Raw genomic sequence first — 24,484 nt, 5'->3', positions numbered from 1 at the left:
GAGGCTTTAAGAACTTAACTAAAACTTGCTCAAATTAATCTTTTATCATTTTAAAAGTATTCTTGTTGTTATAAGAGTCACTTACCTTAACAAGGTATAGTCCCTTTGCAAGTGTACTGATGTCATAAACATCATAAGCCTGCGATGCACCAAATGTTTTTACCAGTTGCCCGGTAATGTTATATATCTCAACACTGTTTACATCAGCAGTTAAAGTAAATTGCGTAGTTGCAGGGTTAGGGTATAGAACTATTTTTTGAGTTTCAAACTCACTATTACCCAGTTCTACCTGTTTGTTACCATATATCCTGAACTCACCGGCAGGAAGGTTTATAACACCGTTTACATCGGTAACCTCAATTTCCTCATTGTTCATTAAGTTATACCATGTACCTGTATAAGGGAAATCAGGATCTATGTTTTGAGCTGTAACATTAAAGTTAGAGATAACAACCACGTCTTTAAGGTCGGCACTTGTTAGTGCATCGTTCCAGATATGGATTTTAGGAGTAAGCGAATTGCCCGATGAAGGGGTTATCTGGTAATCGCCTTCAAAAACATCTTCCTGTTTTTTAAGGTAATTAAGTCTGCTCCATGTATAATATACTTTTTGACGTGTAATGTCGTTAATCCAGTCCTCTTCCCATTGCGGTTGCGGCTTGGTATCCAGTTTACAGTCGCCATCTGTACCGCCAGGTAGGTTTACTGTTCCGTTATTGCAGGTAAATATAGAGAGCTCATAACCCAGGTCGCCAAAATGCCATATCATTTTTGGTCCCGGTACAGGCAGCAATACTGCTCCAAGAGCCTCCATTCTTTTAAGTGCAATATTCAGGTCTTTTACATTGTGTGAAGCATTACTGCTGTTACCGTACTCTAGGTTTTTAAACATTAATCGTTCTTCGTCGTGGCTTTCGGCATAACCTACAAGTCTTTTACCTGTAAAACCACGGCTGTTGCTGCCTACTCTGTTTATGTTAGAGTTGTCGGCATAACCCATTGTAAGCTGGTTGTATTGGGCATTGAGAATACCCCACATCATTATACCCTTACCTTCGTCAATTTTGTAGTTAGCCCATTGCTGTTCTTCGGCATCTGTGCCTAAGTGTTCAAATATTGCATAATGGGTAGGATCAAGGCTCCATGAATAATCTACATATTCTTTAAGTACATCAACCCTGTCCTGCTGATAAGCATTGGTACAGGCTTCGTCGTTAGCTGTACAGTTTTGGGTAAAACCTTTTGTAAGGTCCCAACGGAAACCATCTATATGGAACTCTTCAACCCAGTGCTTAACAACCCTTTTTACATAATTTTTGGTTCTTGCCTGTTGATGGTTAAAATCGTTACCTACATTATAAGAGTGTTTTGCCTCTGTATTAAAATAAGGATTTTCGGTGCTTGGACCTCCCCAACCGTCGCCATCAGGGTCGTCCATCCACATTCTTACCATTGGGTTACGGCCAAAGGCATGGTTTAAGGCTACGTCAAGTATAACGGCAATACCGTTTTCATGGCAAAGGTCTATAAACTCTTTAAGTTTATTGGCAGGGCCATAAAACTTGTCGTTTGCAAGATGGAATGACGTGTTGTACCCCCAACTTTCGTTACCCTCAAACTCCATAACCGGCATAAGCTCTATGGCGTTTACATTTAGGTTTACAAAGTAGTCTATCCTGTCTATAAGATCCTGATAACTCATATCCGAATCAAAATCCCTAACAAGTATCTCATATATAATAAGGTCTTCTTTTTTAGGTTTTACAAAATCGGTTACCTGCCAGTCATATTCAGCCTGACCGGTTTGAAGTACTGTTACTTCGCGTTCCTGTCCTGCAGGATATGTTGGTAAATTAGGGTATTTAGAGGCAGGGATGTAAGGGTCATCATAAGGAGACAGTACTAAAGTAGAATAAGGATCGGCTGTTTTAACCAGGGCTGGAGAATTGGCGATAGGTGTTTCATCAACCACCCAATACTGGTAAGTGTAAACTTCACCGTCCGTTAACCCTGTAAGTTCCATCCAAAATTTACCCGAGTTTGTATCCTTTTTCATGGCATAGGCCGATGTAGGCTGCCAGTTATTAAAACTACCCGCTACATATACAAAGTCTTTATTTGGAGCGTCTAAAACCAATACGGCTTTAGTAGCATCAGTTTGGTTATAAGTAATACCGTCTTCATAATCCTCAGGCATAGCCTCTTCCAAACTACCCGGATTTACTATTGCCGAGAATGTTTTGCTAATAGAATTAGCACCTTGTATAACTACAAGTTCGTAGTTTCTGTTCGCGGTTATATTGTTGTCAGTATAATTATAAGAGCTTACATCTGCAGCAGTATTTATGCTAATACCGTTAGCAAACAATTCGTAATTGGCAGTACCACCTGTGTTAGTGGCTGCTATGCTAAAATTACTTCCCGAAGCAATAATAGTATTGCTGTTGTTTGCAGGAGTGGTAAGCGAAACCTGAAAGTTTCCTACCTGTAAAATAATGTCCTGTGATTTTTTATCGCCGTTAGCATCTTTCGCCTTTACTAAAAAGCCTATAGAGCCTATCCCGGTCCTGTTATAAAAAGTAGTAGGGACAAAGGTCATTGTATAGGTATCGGTACCTGAGTTGTATGTGAATTTGTTAGCTTCGTTTGAGCTTCCCCATGAACCATTGGTAGGGCAGTCCATAGAGTTTTCGTCATTAAGATCATAAGACCAGCCCCAAAGGTACAGGGCATTGCCTGTAACACCCCACGTAGCCTCGTTAACGCTTGAACCGTTAATGGTGATGGTGATAGACTCATCTTCATTAAAGGTAGTGGGCGAAACCGAATAGGTAACATTTTGCTGTTGGGCAAAACCTATTGAAGCGGTTAATAAAAGTAATAGTTGAGTAAATTTTTTCATGATGATAAAAAGATAAAAAGGGCTGTATTAAACAGCCCTTTTTTAAACAATTATTAAAGTCCGGATACAGTTGCAGTACCTGTAAAGTCTAAAGAAAAGTCGATGTTATAACTTCCTGCACTAACAGCAAAGTTAGGTGCGCCCGGGTTATAAGTTACCATTGGGTCACTGTTACCTACATTGAATTTCCATGCATCTCCTGCTATAAAGTTACCAGTATTAGAAGATCTGAATTTCATCTCACCCTCGGTAAGGGTTGCTGCAATGCTGTATGAGTTACTGTCAAAGTCATAAGTCATGGCAGTTTCACCATCCCAGCCGTTTGCTGTAGCACTACCTATAATACCCCAGTCCATTTTAACTGATTTGTACTCAAGGTTGTCAATGTCTACCCATACATAGTATAGTCCGTCACCATCAGTTTCAGCAACTTTAATATCGCTGCTTCCTCCTGAATTTTCAAGGTTACCATCCTGAGCACCACCTATAGTACCATAGTTTCCGTTGTCCCAGCTTCCTTGTTGTCCTATGAATTTAAATCCGTCTGCAGAACCAACTTTTACATAAGCTTCAAATACCAGGGTAGTACCGTCACCAATATATCTCATTGGTATTGCTGTAGTGTTATCCCAAGCGTTAAGGCCATAGTATGCCTGCGGAGCACCTACAAAAAACAGAACCGGATCCTGAGGCTCTATGTTTTCGTAAGGAGTAACATTAATAGTAATAGTGTTTGATGTCATGGCAAGGTCTGCATTGTCACCTAATGATGAAGTAACTCTTATATCAATGCTTCCTTCTTCAAAAGGTGTAAGGCCTAAACCAACTGCAACAGTATTAAGTTCTACCACACTCATACTGTAAACGTGAGTGCTTGTTGTACCTACTGTTTGTGGAGCTGCAAATTCAGTTCCTGAAACAGCCATTTCTATAGTGTAATCAATTTGTGTGTCAACACTGTATACGCTGTGGTCCCAAACCAGTGTAAGGGCAGGGTTGTCTGCCAGTTCCTGGGTAAGTTCTATGCTTGTGCCATCTTCCGGAGAAATAAGTACCGGGGCAGAGTCTGATTGAACAACTGTGATATCGTCATCACTTGAACAAGACATTATTGACATGAACAATAATGCAAGAACAGAAAAGCTGAATATTTTTTTCATCTTGATTTTTTTTTAATTAATAGCCTGGGTTTTGTGTTAGGTTAACGTTTGCCTGTAGGGCGCTTTGAGGAATAGGGAACAGCTTGTAGGTTGCCGGTATAGAGGCACCGTTTTGAGCATTTCCTTTCCATGGCCACAAGTAAGAACCACCTGTAAATTTACCGAAACGGATAAGGTCTGTCCTTCTGTGTCCTTCAAGGTTAAGCTCTCTTGCTCTCTCGTCTAGAATAAAGTCAAGATTAAGCTGAGCTGATGTTATTGCTGTAGCATGTGCTCTTTCTCTTACCTCATTCACATAGTCAAGCGCCTGAGTGTTAGAGCCGCCGCCACCTCTTAAAACACATTCTGCATACATAAGGTAAGCATCTGCCAGCCTGAACATAGGGAAATCTGTTCCTGAGAAACTTGTAGCTGTTGATGGTCCGTTAAAGTTTGTATTCCTAAACTTGATAGACGGATATCCGTCTGCCCAGATTTTATAATCGGTCATTTCATAGTTATGTCCTTCAGTCCAGAAAAGCTGAGCTCTGTCATCTGTGGTAGTGTCCAGGTCACCATAAAGTCCGTACCATGCTTTTGTAGCTCTGTGTCCTGTCCATGCATCGGTAGTGCCAAAGTCCATAATATTCATTGTCTCGGTACTTGTAGAACCGTTTACAATGTAAGTGGTATTACCAAAGCTCTGGCTCACTACAGGATCTGCAATCAGAGGGAAAATTATCTCTGTAGAAGTATCGTTGTCCCCTGAAAAGTTACTTACAAAGTTTGTTGCAAGTGTATAGCCTCCTTCATCAATAACTTTAGAGGTATAGGTTAAAGCATCGCTGTAACGAGCGTTACCTGTATAAACTTCGGCGTTAAGATATAGTTTTGCCAATAACATACGAACAGTAGCTTTATTAGCTCTTCCGTAACCATTATTGTCTGGAACAATATCTTCAATGGCTAAAAGTTCCTGTTCAACATAATCAAAAAGTTCAGTTCTTGAAGCTTCAGGAAGTGCAGATGTTTCTCCGTAGTTCTCTGTAGTTACAAGTACACCTTTACCAAAGCAGTCTATCATATAATAATAGGCAAGAGCCCTTATAAAACGTAGCTCACCTACAATTTGTGCTTCATTGTTTACCTCTACACCATCAAGAACTTTAATAATGTTTGTAGTTTGTGGAACAATGTAATATACACGATCATACAGGTATCTGAAAAACTTGTTGTTAGGATCCCAGTCTGAAGTTGTAGTTAACTGATCCAAACCATCATCACCCCAACGGTTTTTCATATTATCGGTAGTAAAGTCCTGTAGGTTGATAATGCTTCTCAAGAAAGCCGTTTCACCCGGGTCAGGACCCGATATATCAGAACTGCCTGGTCCGTTAGGTCCGGATAAGGCAAAAGTACCGTACATTTTAGAAAGGAGCCCTTCTATAGCATTAGGATCCTGTGCTAAAAGATTTTCTATAGACAATTCTACTTTAGGCTCTGTGTTAAGGTCATCCGTACAGGAAGAGAACATAAACAGCATGGCGCCTATACCCAGAATTATCTTTGTATTTAATTTTTTCATGTTCATAATAATTTTTTTAGAAATCAAAGTTTAAGCCTAAGCTGTATACTCTTGGACGAGGATAGAAATTATTATCAAGCGCATTGAAGTTTTCCGGATCCTGACCACTGTATTTTGTTATAAGGAATACGTTATTTACTGCAGCATAAAGCCTTAACGATCCTTGTCCGTCTTTTATAAGGTTATTAAAGCGGTAACCTAAAGTAAGGTTGTCACATCTAAGGAAACTTGCATTTTCAAGATAATAGTCAGATAATGGTATGTTACCCTGAATAGTTTCAAAACGAGGGTCGGCAGCACCATTGTAAAAATCAAGTACGTTGTTTAAACTGTTAGTGTTATTCGGTAAGGCTCTGTTTGTCCATCCGCCAACAAGTTTAACCGAGTTGTATACCTGTCCGTCTGCCTGTCCGTGGAAGCTTGCAGAAAAATCAAGGTTCTTATAAGTGAAGTTAGTGCTGAAACCATAAGTCCAGTTTGGTCTTAATGCTTCAAAATATCTGTCGTCGTTAGTAATAACACCATCGCCGTTTCTGTCTTTAAAAGCACCCACTATAGGGTTGCCATCGGTATCATAAAGTTGTTCAAATACCCATGCAGAGTATGGTTGCTCACCTACGCTGTGACGTGCAAGGCGTACACCTGTTTGTACCGGTAATCCAGACTCAGTAGCGTCAATCATCTGTACATCCTTAAGGTTTTTAACTTCCCCGATGTTGTAAGCAAAATTACCTGTTACATCCCAAGTGAAATCCTCTGTAACAATAGGTCTTATTGTTAAGCCAAGTTCAACCCCTTTGTTAGTCATAGACCCTACATTTTGAGTAATCTCATTTGTTAGGAATTGTCCGGGAGGTACAGAAGACTTAACTAGAAGATCGTCGGTATCTCTTTGGTAAACATCAACGCTACCTGAGATAAGGTCGTTTTTAAAGAAGGCAAAATCTAAACCAACGTTGTAAGTAGTAGTTGTTTCCCATGTAAGCTGGTCGTTAAAAGGATTAGCGCTATAAGTGTTTGTTCCAGGTAGGTACTGGCTGTTAGGGTCACCAGGGCTAAATATAGGAGAGCTTGGGTAGAAACCTGCAGTTCCTGTAATATCCTGTTGTCCTGTTTGTCCGTAACCTAAACGAAGTTTAAGGTTTTTAATAGTAGTATTGTCTTTAAGGAAGCTTTCATCAGTTATTCTCCATGCAAAGCCTGCTGCAGGGAAGTAACCCCAACGAAGGTCTTTTCTGAACAATGAAGAAGCATCTGCCCTTAATGTAAAAGTAAACAGATACTTGTCCATAAGGTCTACGTTTGCACGGCCAAAGAAAGATTCAAGAACCATTTTGTTGTAATACCTGTTAGTAGGATTTGCTTCATTTATTCTTTCTTCTCTTAAACCTGTATTGGTGTTGTACTGATAGATCGTTTTATATCCATCATTTACAAAACTCTGGTAAGAGTAACCTGCCTGAGCATCTATGCGTGTTAAAAAGCCCTGGAAGTTTTTAGTATAGGCAAGGTAAGAATCAAGGGTTTTGTTTGTAATGTGTTGTGTTTCCCTATAGTTTACACCTGGGTTAAATACGAAAGTATCGTTAACGTTGTCAAACTGATAAGTAGCAAAAGCATACTGTCCGTATTCTTCGGTAATTTTAGCTCTCGAGGCCTCAGCACCAAGGTTAACAACTGCTCTTAATTCAGGTAAGAAATGCATTTTATAATCAAACTGCACATTACCTAAAAATTTGTTTACCACTTCCGGCCTTCTTCTTTCCTGTAAAAGGTTTACAGGGTTATATTGTCCGTCAAAATCAAGAGGGTTTGCAGCTGTAGTGTTTTGGTAATAACCACCAAAGTTGTTTACATCACCGTCAGCATATACCGGTTTTGTAGGGTCCATATTAAGCGATCCGCCTATAGCACCACCTTCATCAATAGAGTTTTTGTCTATCCAGAAACCTTTAGCATTTACATCTACTTTTAAATGGTCGTCCAGGAAAGTAGGAGTAGCTTTAATGGTTGCTGTGTAACGCTCATAATCGTTGGTTTTTACAAGACCTTCGTTTTTAGTGTAACCAATTGAGCTTCTAAAAGGCACTTTTCCAAAAAGGTTTGCACTTGCACTAAAATTATGGTCTGTAGAAATAGACGTTCTTAAAATTTCATCCTGCCAGTTAGTGTCATAAATGTTTCGTCCTTCAATTTGAGGAGTACTTGGGTCATCTACAGCATCAGTAGTCGGGTCGTCTACACCAAGATAGTTGGTGAAGCCAGGGTGATATTCCTGAATGAAACGTACAAACGATGCGCTGTCCATTACATCAATACTTTGTGTAGCCTTACTAACAGCTACATAAGACGAGTAATTGAATTTAGGAGCACCTGAACTACCTTTTTTAGTTGTAATAATGATAACACCATTTGATGCTCTTGAACCATAAATTGCAGTTGCCGATGCATCTTTTAGTACTGTAAACGATTCAATATCATTTGGGTTAACAAGAGATAAAGGGTTGTTTACACCTGCCGGGTTAACATTGTCAATAGGTATACCATCAATAATAATAAGCGGGTTGTTGTTTGCTGAAAGCGAACTTCCTCCCCTTATCCTGATGTTTGGAGCCGAATCCGGTGCACCACCGGCATTGGTAATCCTTACACCCGGTGCCTTACCTACTATAAGCTGGTCTGAACTCATTACAGCTCCTTTGGTAAAGTCTTTAGATGATACGGTAGTTATAGCACCTGTAGCATCTTTTTTTGTTGTTGTACCGTAACCTATAACCACCACTTCCTCAAGTTGAGTGGTATCCTCCTGTAAGCTAACAGTTAAAGAGGATTGTCCGCTGTATTCAATAACCTGATCGGCATAACCGATAAAGCTGAATACAATGCGTTCGCCGTTGTTAATATTGGTGAGGGTAAACTTACCGTCAATATCGGTTGCGGTACCGTTTGTAGTACCCTCAACAATTACGTTTACGCCCGGGAGTGGCTCACCGGTTGCGCCATCACTAACAACCCCTGTTAAAGTGCTCTGAGCCAGCATGTTTAACGGGAGCAGTAGTAACAAAAGCAATAACTTTTTATACATTGTTCTCATTACAATTTGTTTGGGTTAATTTTGTGTTTTGTTTTTGCTTATAATTCACTTCGAATGTTAAAATTATGTAAAATCCTGACTCAAAAAAACGTTTTCGTATTTACAACCCACCGAAAACGTTTGCGTGTTGAAAACTTTTCTTAATTTACAATAATTGCGTGAGAATATTGCTACTAATAAAATTTAAGATTACCTTTATTTACGAAATGTTATTTTTTATCGATAAAATGAAAAGAAAAGTCACGCTAAAGCAAATTGCAAGAGAACTGGATGTATCTATTTCAACTGTCTCAAAATCACTAAGAAACAGCCCTGAAATAAGCGAGGATACAAGGCAAAAAGTTCAGGCATTTGCTAAACTATATAACTACAAGCCTAACAATATTGCATTAAGTCTTAAGAACAAGAGGACAAAAACAATTGGGATTATCATTCCCGAGATTGTACACCACTTTTTTGCCACTGTTATTAGCGGTATAGAGCAGGTAGCAAACGAAAATGGCTACAACGTAATTGTATGTCTTTCAGATGAGTCGTTTGATAAGGAGGTTATCAATATGGAGATGCTGGCAAATGGCAGTATAGACGGTTTCATTATGTCGCTTTCTAAAGAAACCCAGCTTAAAAAGGACTTTCACCACATAGTAGAGGTTATCAATCAGGGCATGCCTGTAGTTATGTTTGACAGGATTACTAACGATGTATTTTGCGATAAAGTAATAATAGACGATCAGATGGCAGCTTATGAGGCTGTAGATTATCTTATAAACAAAGGCTTTAAAAAGATAGCGCTTGTTACTACGGTAGACTATGTTAGTGTAGGTAAGCTAAGAACAGAGGGTTACCTTAAGGCACTTAGGGATCATAACATGCCAATACAGGAGGAGATGATCATTAAGATAGAGGATATAGAAAACTGTTCGGTTAAGATTGAGCGACTGCTGGATGAGCAAAAGCCCGATGCCATATTTGCGGTTAATGAGCTTTTTGCGGTAACAAGCATTAAGCTGGCAGCAAAAATGGGGGTTAATGTTCCTGAAGATCTTTCGGTTATAGGATTTACCGATGGTATCATTTCGCAGTTCTCTACACCTAGCATAACTACGGTTAGCCAAAACGGAATTAAAATGGGAGGCCGCGCAGCAAAAATGCTGATTGACCGACTTGAAATGGAGGAGGAAGACGAACATTACCGTACCGAAGTGATAGAAACTCACCTGGTTGAGCGAGAATCTACGCCAACGTTGTAGTTTTGTTTAATTGTTTGTAATTCAGTATTTTAAAAACTGTGTTTTTGAGCCTGCTCTAAAAAATTTAATATTTAAAAGCATATTATTAGATTAAAAATAATATATATTTGTCACTGATTATCAAAGCTTATACTTCACTTCGCAACAAAAAGTAAGTTTTGATAAGCCACGCGCTTATCGTATTATAAATTTAAATTACGATAATGGAAAAGCGTAGATTAGGTTTCCTGGAAATCTGGAACATGAGTTTCGGGTATCTTGGAATCCAAATGGGCTTTGCATTACAAAATGCAAATGCCAGCAGAATCCTTCAGATTTTTGGTGCCGATGTGCACAGCCTTTCCTGGTTTTGGATTATAGCCCCGTTAATGGGACTTATAGTGCAACCTATAATAGGGCATTACAGCGACAACACCTGGACACGTTTTGGCAGGAGAAAACCATTCTTTCTTGCGGGGGCATTGCTTGCTTCCATAGGATTGGTGCTAATGCCACAGGCCGATATTTTTATATCGCTTATGCCTGCCTTATGGGTAGGTGCCGGTTTCCTTATGATTATGGATGCCTCCTTTAACATTGCCATGGAGCCTTTTAGGGCACTGGTGGCAGATAACCTTAGGAGCGATCAGCGTACACTGGGTTTTAGTGTGCAAACCGCATTAATAGGTTTTGGAGCAGTAATCGGTTCTGTATTACCTTATGTAATAACCAAATGGTTTGGTATTTCTAATGAAAGGATAGGCGACAGTGTGCCTTTAAATCTTACACTTTCTTTTATTATTGGTGCGGTAATACTGGTAATAAGTATACTCGTTACTGTTTTAACAACTAAGGAGTATACGCCCGAAGAAATGGAAGCATTTGAAAAGGCTGCCGAACCTGAGGTAGAGGCTATAAAGCCAAAGCTAACGGATATCTTTAAGGATTTTGCTAAAATGCCTTTAACAATGCGTCAGCTAAGCTGGGTGCAGTTTTTCTCCTGGTTTGGCCTTTTTGGTATGTGGGTATTTACTACCCCTGCCATTGCACAGCATATTTATGGACTTTCCATTAACGATTCATCCAGCAACGAATATCAAAACGCAGGAGACTGGGTAGGTATTCTGTTTGGTGTGTATAATGCTGTATCTGCCATATTCGCTTTCTGTTTGCCTTTTATAGCTGCAAAACTAGGAAGGAAGCTTACACACTCAATATCACTTTTTATAGGTGGATTAGGTTTGCTTTCAATCTACATTATGCCAAATGAAGACTGGGTTGTAGTTTCTATGGTTGCCGTTGGTATTGCATGGGCAAGTATACTTTCTATGCCTTATGCCATACTTGCGGGCTCCATTTCTCCTAAAAAAATGGGAGTATACATGGGGATATTCAACTTCTTCATTGTTATACCGCAAATTGTAAATGCACTTATAGGTAGCCCTATTGTAAAATATGTTTACAACGGCAATGCTATTTATGCAATTATGACAAGTGGTGTAAGCTTTATTATCGCAGCCCTTCTTGTGTCGAGGGTTAAGGACGTTGATGACTTAAAATCAAAGGAAATACTATAACAGGAAAGATTAATGAAAACGAAAGCATTTATATTCGACCTTGACGGGGTTATTGTAGATACTGCAAAATACCACTATTTAGCGTGGCAAAAAATTGCTTCTCAGCTGGGAATCGATTTTACGCATGAACATAACGAACTGCTTAAAGGTGTAAGCCGTGTACGTTCCCTTGAAATTATTTTAGGATTAGGGAACATAGAGGCTTCACAGGAAGATAAGGATAAGTGGCTGGTGCAAAAAAACGAAGATTACCTTGGTTATATAACCAATATGAAAGAAGATGAGATTCTGGAAGGGGTAATAACAGTTCTTCAGTTTTTAAAAGCTAACGGCCAGCTTATAGCATTGGGCTCTGCAAGTAAAAATGCGAGGCCAATTTTAGAAAAGGTAAACATACTGCACTATTTTGATGTTATTGTAGACGGTAACGATGTTACCAATGCAAAACCCGATCCTGAAGTTTTTGTAAGGGCAGCAAAGCTGTTAGGCAAAACGGCATCGGAGTCTATTGTTTTTGAAGACTCTGTGGCGGGTATTCAGGCAGCAAATATTGCAGGAATGGTAAGTGTGGGTATTGGGCACAAGGATATTCTTAATGAGGCGCAATACAACTTTAACGATTTCACGGAAATCGACAACAATTTTTTACAAACCTTAGTAAACACATAAAATGAACCAGGATTATATAGTACCGGATAATTGGTCAATTATAGAAGAAGGATTTGATGCGGACAGGGTAAAATCTTCCGAGAGTTTATTTAGTATAGGTAACGGTGCCATGGGGCAACGTGCCAATTTTGAAGAACATTATTCAGGACATACGTTTCAGGGAAGCTATATTGCGGGCGTTTACTATCCGGACAAAACAAAAGTGGGATGGTGGAAAAACGGTTATCCCGAATATTTTGCCAAGGTTTTAAATGCACCAAACTGGATAGGTATTAATGTAGAGGTTAACGGTGAGCTGTTGGATTTAAATGCCTGTAAAGAGGTAAAGAACTTCAGGAGAGAACTTAACATGAAAGAGGGCTGGTACAACCGCTCATTTACGGCAGTGCTGCAAAATGGTGTAGAGGTATCAGTAAATGCAACAAGGTTCTTATCATTAGTTGAGGATGAACTTGGTGTTATAAAATATGAGGTAACTCCGGTTAACCAATCGGCACAAATTGTATTTAAACCTTATGTGGATGCAGGGGTAAAAAATGAGGATGCCAACTGGGAAGAAAAATTTTGGGAACCTTTGGACTCTCAATATTCAGGGAACGATGCCTTTGTAACGGCACGTACTTTTAAGACACATTTTACCGCGGCTACCTATATGCACAACAGTCTGTTGCTTAATGGTAACCCAACAACTGTAGCGACAGGAGATGTAGTGGCTACTAATGATAAAGTTCAGTTTAGTTATGCGCTACAGGCCAATGCAGGAGAAACAGCAGCGATTATAAAATTTGGTGGTTATACGGTATCGCTTAACCATGATGAGATAGCTCTTATTGATGCGGCCAAAACTGTAATTGCTAATGCCGTTAGCAAAGGGTATGATGCTTTGCTGGAAGAACAAAAACAGGCTTGGGCAGGTATTTGGGAAATGGCAGACATCACTATTGATGGTGATGTAAAGGCACAGCAGGGAATCCGTTTTAATATTTTCCAGTTAAACCAAACCTATTTAGGTAAGGATCCAAGGCTAAATATAGGGCCTAAAGGTTTTACGGGAGAAAAATACGGAGGTAGTACCTACTGGGATACCGAAGCTTACTGTATTCCGTTCTATATGGCTACTAAAGACCAGCAGGTGGCACGTAACCTGTTAACCTATCGTCATAATCAGTTAGGTAAGGCTATAGAAAATGCGCAAAAGTTAGGTTTTACCAATGGCGCTGCGCTATATCCTATGGTTACCATGAATGGTGAGGAGTGCCACAACGAGTGGGAAATTACTTTTGAGGAAATTCACCGTAACGGGGCTATTGCTTTTGCGATTTATAATTACTACCGCTTTACCGGAGATTACAGCTACATTCCTGAAAAAGGACTGGAAGTGCTTATTGGTATTGCACGTTTCTGGCATCAGAGAGCTACGTTCTCAACAGCTAAGAACAAGTATGTTATACTAGGGGTTACAGGTCCTAACGAGTATGAGAACAATGTAAACAATAACTTCTATACCAACTATATTGCACAATGGTGTATTAATTATGCCATAGAAAATATTATTAAGGTAAAAGAGGAGTTTACAGCAGACCATAATCGTATAATGGCGTTAACCAATCTTGGTGCTGAAGAGATAAGAGACTGGCAAAAGGTTGCCGATAACATGTACTTCCCTTATTCGGAAGAGCATGGGGTATACCTGCAACAGGATGGTTTCCTTGATAAGGAAATGGTAAGGGTAAGCGACCTTGACCGTTCGCAAAGGCCAATTAACCAAAAATGGTCTTGGGACAGGATTCTTCGTTCGCCGTATATCAAACAGGCAGACGTGCTACAAGGCTTCTATTTCTTTGAAGATCATTTTACTAGGGAAGATATGGAAAGGCATTTTGATTTCTATGAGCCGTTTACGGTACATGAGTCTTCACTTTCGCCATGTGTACACTCTATACAGGCAGCAGTACTGGGTAGGATGGAGCAGGCTTACACGTTTTATTTAAGGACGTCACGACTTGACCTTGACGATTATAACAAAGAGGTTAAAGAAGGGCTTCATATTACCAGTATGGCTGGTACTTGGATGAGTATTGTAGAAGGTTTTGGCGGCATGCGTGTTAAAAACGGGCAGCTGCATTTTGAACCGAGAATCCCTGAACAGTGGAAAGGATATTCATTCAAGATTAATTTCAGGAATCAGATTGTGAAGATATCGGTACATTCGGGTGAAACGCGATTTGACCTTGAAGGTGATAAAGAACTTACCGTATTTGTACACGGAAGAGAAGTAAAAGTTGAGCCTAATAAGGCTGTAACAATATAATTATTATATAGCCTGTAATATCCTTTGGGTATTGCAGGCTTTTTTATAATACCGCATCAAACGAAATACATGAAAAAAATATTTTACCTATTAGTCTTTAGCTGCACTTTTGCCTTTGCTCAGGCAGACAGGGTAGAGCCGCCTTTTTGGTGGAGTGGTATGCATAATCCTGAACTGCAGATTATGTTTTACGGAAAGAATATAGCGCAGTATCAACCTGTTTGTAACGGGGTGGTTATTAACAACGTAATAAAGACCGAAAATCCAAACTATGTTTTTGTGACTGTTGACACTAAAGGTGTTCCTGCCGGAGAGCTTGTTTTCGATTTTAAGAACAATAAGAACAAAACAGCTTTCACTCAGAAATATACACTTAAAAACAGAAGGGAAGGCTCGTCGCAAAGGGACAGTTTTGATTCTTCGGATGTAATTTACCTGTTAATGCCCGATCGTTTTGCAAACGGAAATCCTGATAACGATACCAGTAAAGCCCTAAATGAGAAAGGCGACAGGAGCCTGCCGGGTGGCCGTCATGGGGGAGATATAGAGGGAATAATAAAAAACCTTGATTACCTTGATGAGCTGGGTGCTACGGCTGTATGGAGCACACCACTTTGTGAGGATAACGATAAAGGTTATTCCTATCATGGTTACGGTCAAAGTGATGTGTATAAAATAGATGCAAGGTATGGTACCAATGAAGATTATGCGCGCCTTTCGGCAGAGCTGAAAAAGCGTGATATGAAACTTATCATGGATTATGTTACCAATCACTGGGGGGCTGAACACTGGATGTATAAGGATTTACCGACTTACAACTGGATTCATCAGTTTCCGGGGTATTCGCAATCCAATTACAGGATGACAACCCAGTTTGATCCTAATGCCTCACAAACCGATGCAAGGCAGTGTATGGACGGCTGGTTTGTGCCTTCAATGCCCGATTTAGATCAGTCGAACCCTTTAGTGCTTAACTATCTTACCCAAAATGCTATCTGGTGGATTGAGTATGCCGATTTAGATGGTTTCCGTGTGGATACTTATTCTTATAACGACAAGGAAGGCATTGCTAAATGGACAAAAGCCATTACCGATGAGTATCCTAACTTTAATATTGTTGGTGAGGTATGGATGCACGATCAGGCGCAAATGGCCTATTGGCAAAAGGACAGTAAGATTGCGGCTATACAAAGCTATAACTCTTACCTGCCAAGTGTAATGGACTTTACCCTGCACGATGCCATAGGCGGAGTGTTTAACGAAGACCAATCCGGCTGGGATGCGGGTATGCAAAGGGTATATGATAATTTTACGAACGACTTTTTATATCCTGATATCAACAACATCCTGGTATTTATGGAAAACCATGATACAGGCCGCTTTAATGAGATCTATAAAGGGGATATCAATAAATACAAAATGGCACTTACACTTATTGCTACCGTACGCGGTATTCCGCAAATTTACTACGGCAGTGAAATAGGTATGGCAGGAGATAAGGGGAAAGGTGATGCAGATATCCGCAGGGATTTCCCGGGTGGATGGGATGGCGACAGCAATAATGCCTTTACAAAATCAGGGCGTACTGCACAGCAGCAACAATTCTTTGACTTTACATCTAAACTTCTAAACTGGAGAAAAAATAAGGATGTTATCCATAACGGTAAAACCACACACTACCTGCCGGACAATAACGTATATGTATATTTTAGGTATAATACTAAGGAAAGTGTAATGGTAGTAATGAATAACAGCAATGAATCCAGGACTTTTGGTACAATTCGCTTTGCAGACAACATTAAAAATTACACAACAGGAACCGATGTACTAACCGGTAAAAAGGTAAATCTTGCTAACGAAATTAGCATGGAACCAAAATCGGTTATGGTACTGGAACTAAAATAAATGATATGAAGAAAACAATTCTTTTAGGGATTTTCCTTGCGGCTTTTATAAGCTGTAAAGAAGGGAACAAACAGGAAGAGGCTAAAGCAGAATCTGCGGCCCTTGCTCCGGTAAGTGATGCCATGATGGAGAATAGCGTTATTTATGAGGCTAATATCCGTAACTACTCTCCGGAAGGGACTTTTAACGCATTTACTAAAGATATTCCTGAACTTAAAAAGCTTGGGGTAAAGGTAATTTGGCTTATGCCTATTTATCCTATTTCCATGAAAAACAGGAAAACTACAGACGGGCGTATGGTAGAGGATATTAAAGACCCTGCTGAGCGTGCAAAGTATTTGGGTAGCTATTATGCTATCTCTGATTATACTGCCATAAACCCGGATTTAGGGACGCTGCAGGATTTCCAGAATCTGGTAAACACGGCTCATAACAATGGGATGTATGTAATACTGGACTGGGTAGCTAACCATACAGGTTGGGATCATAAATGGATTACCGAGCACCCTGAGTACTATCATAAAAATGCAAAAGGAGAGGTGACCGATCCGCTTAATCCTGAAACGGGAGAAAGCTGGGGTTGGACAGATGTAGCCCATTTAGACTATACAAGCAAAGCGCTGTATGAGCCGATGAAAAATGAGATGCTGTACTGGGTAAAAGAACAAAATGTTGATGGCTTCCGTTGTGATGTGGCAGATAACGTGCCTACTGAGTTTTGGCAGTTTGCAGTGCCTAAGCTAAATGAGGTTAAGCCTGTATTTATGCTTATGGAATCTAACAAACCATACCTGTTCAATGGTATTTTCGATATGGGGTATGGTTGGGAAGCACACCACTTAATGAATGACATTGCCCAGGGCAAAAAGAATGTATCCGACTGGGATGCCCTTATGGAAAAGCAGGCTAAGGAGTATAAAAAGGAAGATATATGGATGAACTTTACTTCCAATCATGATGAAAACTCTTGGAACGGTACTGAATATGAAAGAATGGGTGATGCTGCCGAACTTTTTGCTGCATTAACCTATACCATGCCGGGGATGCCGCTTATTTATACGGGTCAGGAATATGACTTTAACCGTCGTCTTAAATTTTTTGAAAAAGACGAGATTACCCATTCAAAAGGTAAGATGTTTAAGGTGTATGAAAAGTTAGGTGAGCTTAAAAACAGTAATGAAGCATTAAACGGAGGTAAACAGCCTGCTGACTATAACAGGATTACAACCTCAATGGATAAAAATATTCTTGCTTTCGCAAGAGAAAAAGATGGTGAAAAAGTAGTTTTTGTAGGTAATCTTACTAAGGAGCCGCAAAGCTTTACACTTCCTGTAGAGGGTAATTTTACCAATTATGTTACGGGAGAGAAAGTGCAGCTGGCTCCGGGTCAGGAACAAAAATTTGGTCCCTGGGAGTATTGGGTACTAACAAAATAATTTTTTCTCATAGATAGTTGTTAGGAGCACAGGCATTTTTGCCTGTGCTTTTTGTATATTTAGAAGTATCTTTACAAAAATATTCAGGTATGGCACAAATCCTTAAAATAGGCCACAGGGGATCAAAAGCCCATGTGCCTGAAAATACACTGGCTTCTTTTCAAAATGCACTTGATATGGGTGTAGATGGCTTAGAGCTTGATGTGCATGTTTGCAGTACGGGCGAACTGGTGGTAATACACGATTTTACGGTAGACAGGACTACAAACGGAACCGGAGAAGTGCACAAAATGACCCTGGCGGAACTGAAAGAACTGAAAGTGGAAGGAGGACATAAAATCCCTACACTGGAAGAAGTGCTGGAACTGGCAGGTAAAAAATGTTTTCTGAATATTGAATTGAAAGGCCGTCATACCGCAGCTCCTGTTTCAGCGCTTATGGAAAAGTATGTAGCCGAAAAAGGTTTTTCCTATAATGACTTTATAGTGTCCAGTTTTCAAAGGGAAGAGCTAATGATAATGTATAATAGTAACCCTGATATTCATTTAGGGGTGCTTTCTCAGGCCAGTGTTACCCAGGCATGGGAGTGGGCGCAGGAGTTTTCGGCAAAAGCCATACATCCGCATTTTTCCCTCCTTACCGAAAGCAATGTGAAAAAAGCACAGCAGGCAGGCTATAAGGTGTATACATGGACAGTAAATGACCCTGAAGATATAGAACGAATGAAATCGTATAATGTAGACGGAATTATGTCCGACTATCCTGAACGTTTATGAGTAAGAGTTTTGATGTAGTTATTGCCGGTGGGGGTGCTGCCGGATTTTTTACAGCTATAAATATAGCAGAAGCCAATCCTAAGCTTAAAATAGCCATACTGGAAAGAGGAAAGGAAGTACTCAGTAAAGTGCGTATTTCCGGTGGTGGCAGGTGTAATGTTACGCATGCGTGTTTTATACCTAATGACCTTGTTAAGTTTTACCCGAGAGGGGAAAGGGAACTTAAAGGTCCTTTTAACCGTTTTTGTTCGGGAGATACTATTGAGTGGTTTGAAAAACATGGTGTAGAACTTAAGATAGAAGAAGACGGAAGAATGTTCCCGGTTACCGACAGTTCCCAAACCATTATAGACTGTTTTATGGAAGCTACCAGGAAACAGGGAATACAGGTACTTACAGGAGAAAGCATTCAAACTATATACAAGGCAGAAGACTACTGGAAAATAGACACCCAAAAAGATACTTTTCTTGCTGCCAAGCTGGTAATGACAACCGGCAGCAATCCTAAAATGTGGGATATGATGCAGGAACTGGGTCATACTATAGTGCCGCCTGTTCCTTCGTTGTTTACTTTTAATATAAAAGATCTGCGTATAAAAGACCTTATGGGGGTGTCGGCACTGGCATCTGTTAAGGTAAAAGGTACTAAGCTAAATGCTACCGGCCCGTTGCTTATTACTCATTGGGGCATGAGTGGCCCGGGTATATTAAGGGTGTCGGCTTGGGGTGCCCGGGAACTGTTTGATAAAAACTATCAGTTTACATTACAAGTTAACTGGCTTAATGATATTGGCCATGAGGAGTGTGAAGAGGTACTCAGGGATTTAAAACAGGAACAGCCTAAAAAGACAGTGGCAAAATACTGTCCGTTCGATTTTCCTAACCGTTTATGGCAAAGCCTGGTCAATGCTGCCGGAATTTCACCGGAAGCACGTTGGGCCGACGTTTCCAAAACACAGCTACTGGCATTGGTAGGCCAATTGGTTAATGCCGAATTTAAGGTTAACGGAAAGAGCACCTTTAAGGAAGAGTTTGTAACAGCAGGTGGAATAGAACTTAAGGAAGTGAACTTTAAGACCATGGAAAGCAAGATGCAAAAGGACCTTTATTTTGCGGGTGAGATACTTAATATTGATGCAATAACCGGAGGATTTAACTTTCAAAATGCATGGACAGGGGGCTATATCGTGGCACACTCTGTTTTAGAGGATTTCTAATAATTTAACGCAACCATTATTCATTCGTAGCATCTAATTAAAAATCAATTAATTATTGGCTATGAAAAAATCATTTTTACTATTAGTTTTTGCAGCTTTGCTGATGTCATGTTCCGATACGGATACAGATCCTGTTAATGGGGGATCGGAAGGCAATAAAGTATTATTGTTAAAAGTAGACCTTTTAACTAATGCATTTGAAGGAGGTAAAGAACTTACTTTTCCTGATAACACTAATTTCACTATTTCAACTGATTTTAATCCTGCCGGAGATTTTGGCGATATTACCTTAAATTATGATGAGGTAAACATGCCTATTTTTGCCGGAGAGATTATATGGATGGGATTAGGGCAAATGACTTTTCCTGAATCTATGGATGCTTCAGGAGAATTTTCAACTATCCAAAACCCTGTTTCACAACCGGCTGAATCCCAATTCTCTTTAGTGTCTGTTGATGAGCCCGAAACTTCGCCTTTCCTGTCAGAAATAGACTATGATGCTATATGGGCAGCAGTAGATAATCTGGCAGCGGTAAAAGAATTTAGGGACAGTAATCCTGATGCTCAGGTAAATCTTTTCCTTTATACGCCAAGCGTAGGTATAGGTGATCCGGCTGACTGGGACTGGATTGTGATTTTAAAAAATTAATCTGCGTTGAGATATCTTTTTTGTGTGAAAAAGCCCCTCACTTGAGGGGCTTTTAATGTAGTTTAATATTGAGATGCTTGTTTGCTAATAGTTCCTCATTCTTTTGGTGCTAAAGGTATCTTCACTTCCTGCAGGAGGTGTTACATAACCTTTAGTGTATATGGTATATATCTTTCCGGCTGTAAAAACCATATCTACATCAGTGTATAGTGTAGTATCATTATCATCAGTATATGTAATGGTGTATGTTCCTGCCGGAATTTCCATAAAATCGGTAGCCTGCTTAAATTCCAGGGCTGTTGCAAGATCATCTGTTTCGGTAGCAATGTTAATCGCAGGTGCATCAGGAGAAAGGTTTATAAAACGAATTCCTGCATGATTTACAGCCGGATACTCCAACAAATCGTCATAGGCTATAAGTTCAATTGCATCAAGGTTATTTACTGCAAAAAGGGTAAAAAAGTCTCCCGCAGTTAGTGTTTTATCGAGAGTTGTAAGCTCGTGTCCGTCAGAATCCTGAATGCTGAAAGTACGGTCGCCCAAGTAAAAGTTATAATACCCGGCAGCATTTGTGTATTCAAGGGGATTTTGGTTTATATCATTCTGATCGGCATAAAAAAAGAGGCCGTCAGAATCGGGACTTGCATTGGCAATTATACCTAATGCTATGTTATTGCTTGGATAGTAGTAAGTGTAGTCATCATCAACATTACATGATCCTAACAACAGCAATGAGGCGGCAGCCATTATTGCTTTAAAAAATCTAATCTTCATAGTCTTCAAATTATATTAATCATCTCTTTATAAGATGAGGATTAAAACAGATGGTTGCGTTTTTTTAACTAACGGGAATATATTTTAACATCTTAGGCTTATCGGTTAAGTTTCTTTATTTTTGTGTATAATATACGCATAGTTATGAGCCAAAACATAAAAATAGCTGTAGATGCAGTAGTCTTCGGTTATCAGCAGGATACTTTATATGTGTTGTTAATACAGCAAAAATTTGACGGTCAGGAATCGTATTGGGCCTTACCGGGAGGTTTGGTTAAAGATAATGAATCGCTTATAAGTGCAGTTACCCGTGAACTTAAAGAGGAGACTAATGTAGATATAAATTTTATGGAGCAGCTCTATACCTTTGGTGATGATCTTAACAGGGATTCAAGAAACAGGGTAATATCCGTAGCTTATTTTGCATTAATTGATTCTTCTAAAACCAATATAAAAGCTGATACTGATGCCGATAAGGTACAATGGTTTCCTGTTAAAGATGTTCCTGCACTCGCTTTTGACCATAATCTTATACTGCAAAGAGCCATTGAAAGGCTTAAAGCCAAGCTTACCTATCAGCCTGTTGGTTTTGATTTACTTCCCAAAGAATTTTTGTTTTCTGATCTTGAAAATCTTTATTGTACTATTTTAGAAAAAGAAATTGACAGGCGAAATTTCAGAAAGAAAATCCTTAGTTTCGATATTGTAGAGGAAACCGACAGGTTTTCCGAAAAAAAAGCCGGTCGTCCGGCAAAGTTATTTCGTTTTAACAGTGCTAAATATAAGGCATTGGAAAAAGGAGGATTCCATTTTGAAATAAAATTTGCGTAAGAATTACACAAAATATTTTGTTGGTAAATTTTAATGCTATAAATTTGTGTAAAAATAACGCAAAGTATGATTCTTAATTTAGACAACACCTTTAGTCCGCTGGCGGGAAAAGAAATTAGCTTTAAGGCTTTTACCTTTTATGGCGGAGAACCACACATTAAAATTGAGCCCAATTTTGACGTTAATCAAACCGTAACCATTACCCATCGCATTAAATCGTTTAATGATTTAGGACAACTTACAGTTGCTGCCGATGCTTTAAAAAGAATTGGAGTAAGGAGTGTAAATCTTTTTATACCCTATTTTCCGGCAGCACGTCAGGACAGGTTAATGGTTGCAGGCGAACCCTTAACGGTAAAAATTTATGCCGATATTATCAATACCATGCAGTTTGATAAAGTTATGGTTTTTGACCCGCATTCTGATGTTACACCTGCACTTTTAAACAATTGTGAAGTGATTTCAAATCACGCCTATATAAAAGAAGTGATAAAAAGAATAGGTAATGATGTAAAACTGATTTCACCTGACGGGGGCGCACTTAAAAAAGTGTACAAGCTATCTGAATATCTTGGCGGTGCTGAGGTTGTGGAATGCAGTAAGAGCAGGGATGTAAAAACCGGAAGGTTATCTGGCTTTAAGGTGTATGAGGATGATTTGGCAGGAGCCGACTGCCTTATAGTAGATGATATTTGTGATGGTGGAGGTACTTTTACAGGGCTTGCACAGGCCTTAAAAGATAAAAACGCCGGAAGACTTTACCTAGCGGTAAGCCATGGTATTTTCAGTAAGGGTTTTGAGGTGTTTGGAGAATGGTTTACAACCATATTTACTACAGATTCCTTTACTGATATTAATAATCCAAATGTTGAACAAATAAAACTAAAGCTATGAATCCACTATTATTAACAGACGGATACAAAGTAGACCACAGAAGACAGTATCCTCAGGGTACAACAATGGTATATTCTAACTGGACACCAAGAAAATCCAGGATACAGGGTGTGGATGAGGTTGTGTTTTTTGGGTTACAGTATTTTATTAAAAAATATGTTATAGAAGATTTTAACCTTCATTTTTTTGGGAGACCAAAAGATGAGGTGGTTAAAAAATATGCCAGGAGGATAAATAATTATCTTGGTGATAATCAGGTAGGTACAGCTCATATAGAGGCATTACATGATTTGGGATATATCCCTATGGTTTTTAAGGCACTGCCTGAAGGCGCTTCAGTCCCGCTTAGGGTGCCTATGTTTACCATGTATAATACGCTTCCTGAGTTCTTTTGGTTAACCAATTATTTTGAAACTCTTCTTTCAGCTGTTGTATGGCTGCCTTGTAACTCGGCTACTATTGCGAGGGAATACAGAAAAATATTAGACAGGTATGCAGCGGAAACTTCTGTCGCGGAGGAATTTGTTAACTGGCAGGGGCATGACTTCTCTATGCGTGGCATGGGAGGGGTAGAAGCAGCTGTAACATCTGCAGCAGGGCATTTGTTAAGTTTTACGGGTACCGACACCATTCCGGCAATAGATTTTCTTGAAGAATATTATAATGCCGATTCTGATAAAGAGCTTATAGGAGGTTCGGTAGCTGCAACAGAGCATTCTGTTATGTGTATGGGTACTAATGAGGGCGAATATGAAACATTTAAAAGACTTATTTGTGAAGTATACCCTAAGGGTATAGTTTCTATAGTATCTGATACATGGGATTTATGGAAAGTGCTACAGGAGTATCTGCCAAGTCTTAAAAATGAGATAGAAAGTAGAGAAGGTAGAGTGGTTGTGAGGCCCGATAGTGGCGATCCTGCTGATATTTTGTGTGGTAATCCTGAAGGGAAAACCGAAGCAGAAAGGAAAGGAGTGGTAGAACTGTTATGGGATATTTTTGGAGGGGTTGTAAACCATAAGGGGTATAAAGAGCTTATTCCGCAAATAGGGGCTATTTATGGGGACAGTATAACCTTAGAAAGGGCTACTAATATTTGCGAAAGACTTAAACAGAAAGGTTTTGCTTCCACTAATGTGGTTTTAGGTATAGGCTCATTCACTTATCAGTATAATACAAGAGATACTTTTGGTTTTGCTATGAAAGCAACTTATGGTGATGTAAAAGGTGAGGGAAGAGAAATATTTAAAGATCCTGTAACTGATGACGGAACAAAAAAATCGGCTAAAGGACTTATGAAAATTGACCTTGTTAACGGCAGGTATATTTTAAGGGATCAGGTGAGTAGGGAGGAAGAAAAAACCGGAGAACTTAAGGAAGTTTTCAGGGATGGGAAATTGCTTAAAGAAAATACACTGGCAGAAATAAGAGAACGTGTAAAAAAGAAAGTTGCAGTTGATGCCATATAAAAAAAGCCCTTCATTTGAAGGGCTTTT

Annotated in this window: 17 protein-coding genes; 12 read left to right on the top strand and 5 right to left on the bottom strand. The window is 39.5% G+C overall.

From position 1 onward, the window contains the following. Positions 1 to 34 precede the first annotated feature (34 nt). The 4 genes from FUA48_RS01930 to FUA48_RS01915 are packed head-to-tail and all read right to left on the bottom strand — an operon-like array spanning position 35 to position 8,720. Positions 35 to 2,902, bottom strand: coding sequence for an alpha-amylase family glycosyl hydrolase (locus FUA48_RS01930; protein ID WP_147581867.1), 2,868 nt, complete (start codon positions 2,900 to 2,902; stop codon positions 35 to 37). 53 nt (positions 2,903 to 2,955) lie between these two features. Then, positions 2,956 to 4,062 carry a SusE domain-containing protein gene (locus FUA48_RS01925; protein ID WP_147581866.1) on the bottom strand — a complete coding sequence of 369 codons (1,107 nt, stop codon included), beginning with the start codon at positions 4,060 to 4,062 and terminating at the stop codon, positions 2,956 to 2,958. A 16-nt stretch (positions 4,063 to 4,078) separates the two neighbouring features. Then, on the bottom strand, positions 4,079 to 5,626 hold the full coding sequence (locus FUA48_RS01920; protein WP_147581865.1) for a RagB/SusD family nutrient uptake outer membrane protein: 1,548 nt from the start codon (positions 5,624 to 5,626) through the stop codon (positions 4,079 to 4,081). Between the two features lie 16 nt (positions 5,627 to 5,642). Next, positions 5,643 to 8,720 carry a SusC/RagA family TonB-linked outer membrane protein gene (locus tag FUA48_RS01915; protein ID WP_168196927.1) on the bottom strand — a complete coding sequence of 1,026 codons (3,078 nt, stop codon included), beginning with the start codon at positions 8,718 to 8,720 and terminating at the stop codon, positions 5,643 to 5,645. A 227-nt stretch (positions 8,721 to 8,947) separates the two neighbouring features. Here FUA48_RS01915 and FUA48_RS01910 point away from each other — a divergent pair, with 227 nt between their 5' ends. The 9 genes from FUA48_RS01910 (at position 8,948) to FUA48_RS01870 (ending at position 20,489) form a co-directional block, all read left to right on the top strand. Beyond that, positions 8,948 to 9,970, top strand: a complete 1,023-nt coding sequence (locus FUA48_RS01910) for a LacI family DNA-binding transcriptional regulator (protein WP_147581864.1) — start codon at positions 8,948 to 8,950, stop codon at positions 9,968 to 9,970. A gap of 203 nt (positions 9,971 to 10,173) precedes the next feature. Further along, positions 10,174 to 11,526, top strand: coding sequence for an MFS transporter (locus FUA48_RS01905; RefSeq protein ID WP_147581863.1), 1,353 nt, complete (start codon positions 10,174 to 10,176; stop codon positions 11,524 to 11,526). Positions 11,527 to 11,538: 12 nt separating this feature from the next. Beyond that, positions 11,539 to 12,195: a beta-phosphoglucomutase gene (pgmB, locus tag FUA48_RS01900; protein ID WP_147581862.1), complete on the top strand. Its 657-nt coding sequence runs from the start codon at positions 11,539 to 11,541 to the stop codon at positions 12,193 to 12,195. A 1-nt stretch (position 12,196) separates the two neighbouring features. Next, positions 12,197 to 14,506, top strand: coding sequence for a glycoside hydrolase family 65 protein (locus FUA48_RS01895; protein ID WP_147581861.1), 2,310 nt, complete (start codon positions 12,197 to 12,199; stop codon positions 14,504 to 14,506). Between the two features lie 69 nt (positions 14,507 to 14,575). Then, positions 14,576 to 16,411, top strand: a complete 1,836-nt coding sequence (locus tag FUA48_RS01890; protein WP_147581860.1) for a glycoside hydrolase family 13 protein — start codon at positions 14,576 to 14,578, stop codon at positions 16,409 to 16,411. 5 nt (positions 16,412 to 16,416) lie between these two features. Beyond that, the gene (locus FUA48_RS01885; RefSeq protein ID WP_147581859.1) at positions 16,417 to 17,847 is read left to right on the top strand and encodes an alpha-amylase family glycosyl hydrolase; all 1,431 of its coding nucleotides are present in this window, start codon (positions 16,417 to 16,419) and stop codon (positions 17,845 to 17,847) included. Between the two features lie 89 nt (positions 17,848 to 17,936). Next, a complete protein-coding gene (locus FUA48_RS01880) occupies positions 17,937 to 18,623 on the top strand; it encodes a glycerophosphodiester phosphodiesterase (RefSeq protein ID WP_147581858.1) in 687 nt (228 codons plus the stop codon). After that, positions 18,620 to 19,840: a BaiN/RdsA family NAD(P)/FAD-dependent oxidoreductase gene (locus tag FUA48_RS01875; protein ID WP_147581857.1), complete on the top strand. Its 1,221-nt coding sequence runs from the start codon at positions 18,620 to 18,622 to the stop codon at positions 19,838 to 19,840. Before FUA48_RS01880 ends, FUA48_RS01875 begins: the two co-directional genes overlap by 4 nt. 61 nt (positions 19,841 to 19,901) lie before the next feature. Then, on the top strand, positions 19,902 to 20,489 hold the full coding sequence (locus FUA48_RS01870) for a hypothetical protein (RefSeq protein WP_147581856.1): 588 nt from the start codon (positions 19,902 to 19,904) through the stop codon (positions 20,487 to 20,489). Positions 20,490 to 20,573: 84 nt separating this feature from the next. On the opposite strand, the gene FUA48_RS01865 is transcribed toward FUA48_RS01870, so the two are convergent. Beyond that, on the bottom strand, positions 20,574 to 21,263 hold the full coding sequence (locus tag FUA48_RS01865) for a DUF4397 domain-containing protein (RefSeq protein WP_147581855.1): 690 nt from the start codon (positions 21,261 to 21,263) through the stop codon (positions 20,574 to 20,576). A gap of 144 nt (positions 21,264 to 21,407) precedes the next feature. Here FUA48_RS01865 and FUA48_RS01860 point away from each other — a divergent pair, with 144 nt between their 5' ends. From FUA48_RS01860 to FUA48_RS01850, 3 genes are all read left to right on the top strand, one after another. Next, positions 21,408 to 22,094 (top strand): NUDIX hydrolase, encoded by a 687-nt coding sequence (locus FUA48_RS01860; protein ID WP_394349199.1) that lies wholly within the window; start codon positions 21,408 to 21,410, stop codon positions 22,092 to 22,094. Between the two features lie 66 nt (positions 22,095 to 22,160). Then, entirely contained in the window at positions 22,161 to 22,988 is an 828-nt protein-coding gene (prs, locus tag FUA48_RS01855) for a ribose-phosphate diphosphokinase (RefSeq protein ID WP_147581854.1), read from the top strand. Continuing rightward, complete coding sequence (locus FUA48_RS01850) at positions 22,985 to 24,457, top strand: nicotinate phosphoribosyltransferase (RefSeq protein ID WP_147581853.1); 1,473 nt, start codon at positions 22,985 to 22,987, stop codon at positions 24,455 to 24,457. Before prs ends, FUA48_RS01850 begins: the two co-directional genes overlap by 4 nt. Positions 24,458 to 24,484 lie beyond the last annotated feature (27 nt).

It is taken from the genome of Flavobacterium alkalisoli (assembly GCF_008000935.1).
Classification (GTDB): domain Bacteria; phylum Bacteroidota; class Bacteroidia; order Flavobacteriales; family Flavobacteriaceae; genus Flavobacterium; species Flavobacterium alkalisoli.
This window is presented reverse-complemented; position numbering and strand designations above follow the sequence as displayed.